Genomic DNA, 8,167 nt, shown 5'->3' with positions numbered 1-8,167 from the left:
GCGCTGCAAGTACTGCGACTGTCCGCAGACCGGCTGCCCACCCCTCGCGCTGACGGCGACCGCGAAGCCCTGCGGATCCTGCTCAGCGCACGCCGTGAGATCACCACCGCTCGGACCCGTCAGATCAGCCGGCTACGCGCACTGCTGCTCGCCGGAGATGAAACCGACCGCGATCTCGCTCGCGGCACCCTCACCTACAACCGACTGACCACAATCGCCCGCCGTCGCGGCAAGAACGGCGACACCACCGAGCATGCGGTGGGCGCCGAAACCCGTCGACTTGCGCTCTCCATCCACAACGCCAGTCGCGAGCCGACCGAGAACAAGCAGCAGCTGACCGAGCTGGTGACCACGTTTTCCCCACCATTACTGGACAAACCCGGTGTTGGACCGGTCAGCGGAGCACAAGCGATCGTGTCCTGGTCCCACGCTGGGCGGTGCCGCGACGAAGCAGCCTTCGCTGCACACGCCGGAATCAGCCCGCTGCCTGCCAGCAGCGGCAGGACCACACGCCACAGGCTCAACCGCGGCGGCGACCGGCAACTCAACAGGGCCGTTCACGACATTGTCCTCACCCGATGGCGCATCTGCCCACGAACACACGACTACATCGCCCGCCGACGAGCCGAAGGCCGCACCGACCGTGAAATCCGCCGATCCCTCAAGCGCTACGTCATCCGCGAACTCTTCCGCACACTCAACACCCCCAGCCTCAAGCGTCCTTGACACACCTCAATCCCGATGGGCCAGAGTACGGATCCTGTTGAGGACTTCGTCGACTGAGCGGGCCAGTGCGGACCCACGCGTGTGGTATCGGCTGAATTGCACGAACTGGAGGAGTTGCGAGGGCCTCCTTATAGACCTTCTTGTTCCCGTCGGACATCGAACCTGTTCGTGTGGATACCTACGAGGAACGATGACCAGACTGTCCGCTTGAAAAGGAGGATACATCCGTCCGGATTCTTCGAATCGCGCACGGCAACCCAGCCTTCCGTCCCATGATTGACCTCCACGCATGCCCCTTCGGTGCTTGTTTTGCGCCAGCGTGACCGTTCGAACGTGTTTGGCTGCGGGCCGTTCTCCGGCGGCATCGTGCCTCCTAGTGTTCGCGTCCCGGCTTGCCATACGAGCAGATCCGGGTCAAATACGGGCGAACCGGATAATCCAGCCTCTAGATTGCTCCGGCGACAAGGCAACCTTGATCATCTCGTGCCAGACTCGTTCAAACATCGCGATGTCCTCCGAACTGGTGAATGTGACTTCTGCCGCAGGAGTTTCGACCAGCGCAAACTGTGAATCGGGTCCATACCCCCAGCTCCACATCGAAAAGCCACACTGGGGAAGTGCAGTAGTCGGTGTGCTGTCGGGAATGACCTGAAGGGTGATGTTGCGATGATCAACGATCTCGGCAACGCGATGCCACAAGCGCCTCAGTTGCTCTGGGCTGCACCCGTGCGGCCTCCAACGCAGCGCAGATTCGCACAGCACTACGTGATAGACGGGTCCTTCGCCACTCAGAACGCGACGGCCACGTTCAAGACGCGCAGCTACGGCGGAGTCGAGATCGCGTTCGGCGGTCAAATTCGCAGAGGCGATGCAGGCTCTCGCGTATGTCTCCGTGTGGAATACGCCTGGAGCCATCAGGGGTTGGAACTGCCGGACCAGCTGGGCTTCCGAGTCGATACTTTGCAACTCGACTTGGCGCCGTACCAACGAGCCCTGGTGTAGCGCACGCAATCCAGTGATTTGACCAAGAAGACTCTCGGCTAGATCTAGAACCCGTGTTCTGGGGTCGCCCTCAGTCTCCGTGACGTCGAGCCAGGCCGTCACGTCGGCCAGCGCAGCAGAGCGCTGCCCTGTCTCCAGCCGCGAAACCTTCGACTGCGACCACCCCAACAATTGCGCCAGCTGCGGGCCCGTCCACCCTTTTCGCTTCCGCAACCGTCGGAGCTCACGGCCCAGTAGCGCTCGCCGACTCATGGCCTCAGCGGGTTGATCGTCTAAACTCATGGAAGTCTCGCTTCTCAGGAACGTTTCGTATCGCCGCCGAGGCAAGCACCAATCGGCGGCAGCGACGTGCCGATAACCAGGGGCAACCCGGGACTGAAAGCCGGTCCGTCCGAGACCAGCCATATGGCAGGCGTGGTGCGGCTGGTCCACCCGGGTGTTCCCTGTTGATGGGTGGCATATGTTGGCATAACGTCAGATGCATGATGTCCGACTTCTGTCGCATACCCCGCCTTCCTCGTTCGCCGCTGGCTCGCCCACATCGGGACTGGTCAAAGCGGCAGTCCCCCTGCTATGCGCACGCTACAATCCCGTGTTCGCTGGTCAAGGAGTGTCGTGACTAAAACTCGGTGCGGCTGGCCCATCCACGCTGCTCGGCGTCGCCTAGCGGCCCGCGCTGAGCGACTGCGCGGACGACAGCACACGAAGATCCTGTGTTAATCCGTCCCGCACTGTTTCGATGATCGCCTTATCGTCGGTGTAGCTTTCGGCATCGACCAAGACCCCGAAAAAGTTCCCGCACCCAGGCCACCATTACAAGACGTCACTGCACGCTTTACCCGTAAGCTGGGTTCGATTTTCGACAGTCACATAATGACGCACTCCGCCCTGATCCTGTGTGTCGGCGACTGCTTACCCCACCTGATCGCAGCTTCGCGGTGCGGTGCCGGGGCCGTAGGTCCGGACAGGAGCGTACGCGCCTTGGAGCTCCAGCAGTAGGAGGCGAGGATGGCTGGGGACGGCCAGCGAACGAGGCACACGTTGCAACCCAAGGTCATGCAAAAGGCGATCGCAATTCTCGAGCTGGTTTGCGTTTCGTCGAAACCGGTGGACCTCGGCATGGTGATACGTTTTTCCGGTGTACCAAAGTCGACGGCGCACAGAATCCTCAAAACTTTTACTGAATACGGCTTAGTCGAGCACGTTAAGCAGGGTTACGTCATGGGCGAAAAGTGGCGTGCTCTGTGTTGCCGATCATCACTGATTAGCATGGTGGAGAACGCGAAACCCGTGCTGACTCCGCATTTGATCGAACTGCACAATAGAACAGGTGGAGCCGCTGTCGCTATTAGCATCCTTAGAGGTACCAAGGTTGCCTATCTCGATACGTTGCATCTCCACCGACACTTGCACATCATCAAGCGGATCGTTGGAAATGATGTGCCCCTGCACTGCGCGGCAGCTGGGAAAGCTCTGCTCGCACACCGTCTGGACGTCACAGAGGATGCCCTCGAATGCCTTGAAGCATTCACCGACACAACCGTTACCGACCCGTTGAAGCTGCGAGCTGAACTAAACGTGGCGCTTCGCAATGGCGTAGCGTATTCTCGAGAGGAGTACCTGGTTGGCGTATCGAGTGTAGCGGCTCCGATCATCTTCCCGAAGCAGACAAGGCCATCCGCAGCGATCAGCGTCATTGATTCAACCGAGCGAATCGACCTGTTCGTTTGCGCCTTGCTCGTCCGTCAAGCCGCTAAGAAGATTTCCACAGAGCTTGCGGCGGCCCGTTGGCCGGCTTAGGACCGAAGTCTGCCCTGGGGCAGCTCTTAGTACTGCAACGGCACTCAGAGTGGGTAGCCGCGTCGTCGGTAGTGGCAGTGTCGGGCTTGGTGTTGGCGTCGTCGGCGCCAGCGTGACCAGGACCAGACGTGTTCGGCGGGGTGTGGTGTTCGGGTGATGAGGTTGATCAACAGGCGACGGATCTCTGCTAAGGTGTAGTCGATCATGCCCTGGTTGCTGACGCGGTTTCCCCTGAGGTGCACCAAGGATCTTGGACAAGGCCTCTCGTTTGGGAGGATGTGTACATGCCCGAGCAGCGTCGGAGGTTCAGCGCTCAGTTCAAGGCTGAGGCGGTGCATGTGATCGAGACCGAGAAGCCGGTCGCCGAGGGGCGCCCGGGACCTGGAGATCAACGCGGGCACGCTGGCCAACTGGGTCAACGCGTGGCGACGGGAGATCCCCCGGTTCTGAGCAGCCGGTGAGCCCGTCCGAACGAGCCCGCGTGGCGGAGATGGAAGAGGAGATCCGCCGGCTGCGGATGGAAAAACGAGTTCCTGAAAAAGCCACGGCCTTCTTCGCGCGGACGTCGCAGTAGCCGAGCGCTGCGCGGTCATCGATGCGGAGAAGGCCCGCTATCCGGTCGTGTGGATGTGCCGGTTACTCGGGGTGCCACGCTCATCGTATTACTCCTGGCGGAGATGGGTGGCCACCGAGACTGCCACCAAGGCCCGTCGGCGCGAGCTGGGCACCCACGTGGACCGGGTGTTCACCGAGGGCCGGGGCACCTACGGCTGTCGCCGGGTCGCCGCCCAGCTCAACCGCGAAGGCCACGCGTGCAGCGTCGAGTTGGTTGCCGACCTGATGCGCGAACTTGGGCTAAGAGCAATACCGCTTAGTTAGGTGGTTTTCGTCTGGTTTTGCTGGGTTTGGTGGCGGGGACGATGGTGATCGTCTCGTTGTCGGGTGGTGGAGGGTTTCGGTGGTGGGCGTGTTTGAGGTGCCAGCTCGACATTTTTCGTTTGATCACGCGGGGATTCGATCGTCGGCGGCGTGGTGGCGTGGGGTGGCGCAGGAGTTCGTCATGGGCGGTGTGTAGTGATCGTTTCAGGCGTGTCGGGGGAAAAACCCGCCTGGTCGGTGACCTGGCGGCGGACGAGGCGCAGCGTGCGCAGGAATGAGACCCGGTCGGGATCGCTCTCGGCGGTGGCGGCGGTGTCGTGGATGAGTGAGCGCAGGGCGTGGTGGGTGAGCAAGAATCCGTAGATCTCTTGCTCGACCCCGGAGGGGGATTGCGAGCGCAGAACGAAATGCGGGCCGCCTTGGTGGGTTTTGATCTCGTCGAGGGCGGTTTCGATCTCCCAGCGTTGGGCATACAACGCGGCCAGCTCCGCTGCCGGAGCGGCCTGCGGGTCCAGGATGCTGGTCGCCAGCCGGTAGACGGTCTCTTCGGCGCCGAGGGCGTATTCCACCACCCGAACTCGGATCGGGTCAGCGCGGCGGTAATAGTCTCGGGAGCCCACGATCTCCGACAGATACGAGCCGTCATCGAACTGGCGCACCACGGGCAGGACCGCATTGGCGCGCACACGCCAGAGCAGGTCGGCCCCGGTGTCGGTGGCGGCCCGCCAGAGATCGAAACCGAGAAAGGCCCGGTCGGCCAGCAGCAACATCCCGGGCCCCAGCGAGCCCAGCAACTCGCGGGCCAGCCTCGTCTCGTGAATGCCCAGCGGCCCGGTCGCGGCGGCGAAGATCGCGTGCGTGCCGCACTCGGCTAACACTGCCACCCTGGCCTGCGGATAGGCACTTTTGCCTTCCCCGCGGGAGTTACCGGGACGACCGAAATGATCCACATTAGACGATGTGTCGGGCACGTCGAACGTGGTCCCGTCGGCCGCGACCAGCCGCCACCGGCGATACCACGCCCCGACCGTGCTCTCGGTGGCCACGGGAGCGGCCACCCGGGAAAACAACACTTTCAGCGGCTCCGGCCCCAGCCGGGCGCGGGCCTGCGACAACGCACCCGTCGTGGGCACCCGCCACTGACCGCTCCACCGCCGCGCCCACACCAACCCCTGGGTCAACAGCCGCGTGACCTCTTCATAGCCTTCTCGGCTGAACAAACACATCGCCAGCACGAAATACACCACCACACGGGCAGGCAACAGCCGCTTCCGCTGCTCAGCACGCCCCGTGACGGCCAGCACCTCGTCGATCAGCTCGGCGGGAAACGTCTTCGTGAGCACCCCGATCGCGATCCGATCCGGCAACCGCTCATCCGACTTGATCTGTCCTGGCCTGGGCACGCCACCACCCTACACACTAAGATCAACCAAACTAAGCGGTATTGGGGCTAAGAGCTGTTTAGGAACGTGGGACCCGCTGTTTGAACGCAGTGAGGTCTCCGGTAGATGGATCAACGACCAAGAAGATCGACATCTATCCGGAGACCTCGGTGGGAAGCGTATCGGTTGGCGCGCGTCAGGATCTGACGGACCGGCAGTGGGTGGCGTTGCAGCGTGTGTTGCCGTCTCGACCTGTGGTGGGACGTCGTCCGAAGTGGACACGGCGGCAGTTGCTCAATGGGGTCCGGTGGCGGGTGCGGGTCGGTGCTCCGTGGCGGGACGTGCCGGAACGCTATGGGCATTGGCAGTCGCTCTACCAGCTGTTTCGCCGCTGGCAGCGTGAGGGCGTGTGGCCCTGGATTCTCTCGGCGCTGCGGGCATGGGCGGAACAGGCGGGCCTGATCGACTGGCAGGTGTCAGTGGATTCCACGATCAACCGGGCCCACCAGCACGCCGCCGGCGCTCGCCGCCGGCCCGGCAAGCAGGTCGAACCGCCCGGCGACGAACCGGCCGATCACGCGCTGGGACGCTCCCGTGGTGGGCTCACCACGAAGATCCACCTAGCCTGCGAACAAGGCCGTAAGCCGTTATCGCTACTGATCACCGCCGGGCAACGCGCCGACAGCCCCCAGATGACCGCCGTACTGGAGGCGATCCGGGTCGCGCGTGGCGGACGCGGACGCCCGCGCACCCGCCCGGAGCGGGTGCTCGCTGACAAGGCCTACTCCTCCCGCGCGAACCGTTCCTACCTGCGTCAGCACGGGATCATGGCAACGATCCCGGTCCCGAAAGACCAAGCCGGTCACCGTCGTGCCCGCGGTTCATCCGGAGGCCGTCCACCCGCCTTCGACTCCGATGCCTATCGCCAGCGCCACGCCGTGGAATGCGGCATCAACCGCCTCAAACATCACCGCGCCGTGGCCAGCCGCTACGACAAACTCGCCGTGCGTTACGAAGCCACCGTGCAGATCGCCACCATCGACACCTGGCTCCGCGACCTCACAAAGATCAATTCCTAAACAGCTCCTAGCGGCGTGTCAACCCCGTACCTACAAACGCACCAGGTGCCCGGCGAAGAGCCGGTGCACAGCCCGGATCTAATCGGCCGCGAGTTCACCGCGCCGGGCCAGCGGCTTGTCGGCGGCATCACCTACCTCAAAACCAGTGAAGGGTGGCTGTATCTCGCGACCGTGACCTGGCAACACGAATGGTCGTCGGATGGCAGCTGGCCGAGCACATGCGCACCAGCCTGGGCATCGACGCCCTGGACATGGCCATCACGCACGGACACCTCCGCCCAGAGGCGGTGTTCCACTCCGACCGCGGCACGCAATACACATCCGGAGAGTTTTCCCGCTTCTGCAAGGACAATCAGGTTCGCACCAGCGTCGGGTGGACCGGGGTGTGTTGGGACAACGCAGCCGCAGAGTCGTTCTTCGCCTCATTGAGCCCTTTTTCATCTTGTTTTGTGTTCGAGGGTGAGGATGGCTCGGGCGAGGGTGCCGACGCGGTGGGGGCAGGCGCGAACGCGGTTGAGGATGTGCCAGTTTTTCAGGGTGGCGAAGCCGCGTTCGCCTGGCAGCGGATTTGGGCGTGGGCTGTGTCGGCTTCGCGGTAGCGTTTGGGCAGTTGGCCGTACCAGCTCTTGTACGGAGTGAACGCGATGCCGTCGGCGAGGCGGTGGTAGCCGCGGTCGGCCAGGAGCAGGATTTCGGCTTGTTCGGCGAGGTCGGGGATGTGGTGGGCGCGGGCGGCGCTGGTGTCGTTGACACGCCCTGCGGGGATTCCGTCTGAGATCCAGACCAGCCGGCCGTATGGGTCGCTGAGGCCTTGCAGGTTGATGCCGTGATAGCGGTGTTTACCGGAGTAGAACGGCTTGTTGGCGGCCACCCGGTCGATCCGGATGACGGTGCCGTCGAGGATGGCGAAGTTGTGGAAGGTCCAGGCCATGCGCCACAACGCGGCTTTGAGGGAGGGTGCGCGGGCGGCGAGCAGGTCGACGGTTTCGCGGATGTAGCGGTAGACGGTGGCGATCCCGACACCGAATCCAGCCGCGAGCCGGGCATAGGTGTCGCCGTTGCGCAGATGAGCCAAGACCAGCAGTGCTTGCTGGTCTGCGCGGAGTTTGCGCCAGCGGGAACCGATACGGCCGTGATGCTCCCGCAGCGCATCGGCGACATACCGCAGGGTCGTGCTGGACAGATCGATCGCTGCCGGATACAACAACATCCGAAGCTCCTGGAAGTCCTGGGTTGATCTTGGTCGACGACCCTTCTACCAGGAGCTTCACCATTTCCCCGCCCAACACGCCCCACCAC

At 63.2% G+C, this 8,167-nt stretch carries 7 protein-coding genes and 2 pseudogenes; 5 read left to right on the top strand and 4 right to left on the bottom strand.

Annotated features, from left to right (window positions below):
- The coding region (locus E1181_RS30535) for a transposase (protein ID WP_132679874.1) at window positions 1-726 on the top strand (726 nt) is incomplete at its 5' end.
- Window positions 727-854: 128 nt separating this feature from the next.
- Here the strand turns inward: E1181_RS30535 and E1181_RS30530 are convergent.
- A complete protein-coding gene (locus E1181_RS30530) occupies window positions 855-1,091 on the bottom strand; it encodes a DUF397 domain-containing protein (protein ID WP_132679873.1) in 237 nt (78 codons plus the stop codon).
- A 49-nt stretch (window positions 1,092-1,140) separates the two neighbouring features.
- Window positions 1,141-1,980, bottom strand: a complete 840-nt coding sequence (locus E1181_RS32680) for a helix-turn-helix domain-containing protein (RefSeq protein WP_268952520.1) — start codon at window positions 1,978-1,980, stop codon at window positions 1,141-1,143.
- Between the two features lie 789 nt (window positions 1,981-2,769).
- Here E1181_RS32680 and E1181_RS30520 point away from each other — a divergent pair.
- The gene (locus tag E1181_RS30520) at window positions 2,770-3,528 is read left to right on the top strand and encodes an IclR family transcriptional regulator (RefSeq protein WP_165944798.1); all 759 of its coding nucleotides are present in this window, start codon (window positions 2,770-2,772) and stop codon (window positions 3,526-3,528) included.
- Between the two features lie 681 nt (window positions 3,529-4,209).
- Window positions 4,210-4,407, top strand: coding sequence for an IS3 family transposase (locus E1181_RS30515; protein WP_165944797.1), 198 nt, complete (start codon window positions 4,210-4,212; stop codon window positions 4,405-4,407).
- A gap of 179 nt (window positions 4,408-4,586) precedes the next feature.
- On the opposite strand, the gene E1181_RS30505 is transcribed toward E1181_RS30515, so the two are convergent.
- Complete coding sequence (locus E1181_RS30505) at window positions 4,587-5,810, bottom strand: IS4 family transposase (RefSeq protein ID WP_132679869.1); 1,224 nt, start codon at window positions 5,808-5,810, stop codon at window positions 4,587-4,589.
- A gap of 149 nt (window positions 5,811-5,959) precedes the next feature.
- Between E1181_RS30505 and E1181_RS30500 the strand changes: the two genes are divergently transcribed.
- Window positions 5,960-6,868: an IS5 family transposase gene (locus E1181_RS30500; RefSeq protein ID WP_132679875.1), complete on the top strand. Its 909-nt coding sequence runs from the start codon at window positions 5,960-5,962 to the stop codon at window positions 6,866-6,868.
- 152 nt (window positions 6,869-7,020) lie between these two features.
- Window positions 7,021-7,230 (top strand): annotated as a pseudogene (locus tag E1181_RS33025) (DDE-type integrase/transposase/recombinase); the annotation flags it as partial.
- 75 nt (window positions 7,231-7,305) lie between these two features.
- Here E1181_RS33025 and E1181_RS30490 read toward each other — a convergent pair.
- Window positions 7,306-8,078, bottom strand: a pseudogene (locus E1181_RS30490) (transposase family protein).
- Window positions 8,079-8,167: the final 89 nt, after the last annotated feature.

This window comes from Saccharopolyspora terrae, assembly GCF_004348435.1.
Classification (GTDB): domain Bacteria; phylum Actinomycetota; class Actinomycetes; order Mycobacteriales; family Pseudonocardiaceae; genus Saccharopolyspora; species Saccharopolyspora endophytica.
Note: the sequence above shows the minus strand (reverse complement) of the source record. Positions and strands in the feature narration are given on the sequence as shown.

What these genes read in the sequence shown, in the direction of transcription:
- E1181_RS30530 (WP_132679873.1), bottom strand. Translation starts at nt 1,091, where the DNA reads ATGCCGCCGGAGAACGGCCCGCAGCCAAACACGTTCGAACGGTCACGC.
- E1181_RS32680 (WP_268952520.1), bottom strand. Translation starts at nt 1,980, where the DNA reads ATGAGTCGGCGAGCGCTACTGGGCCGTGAGCTCCGACGGTTGCGGAAG.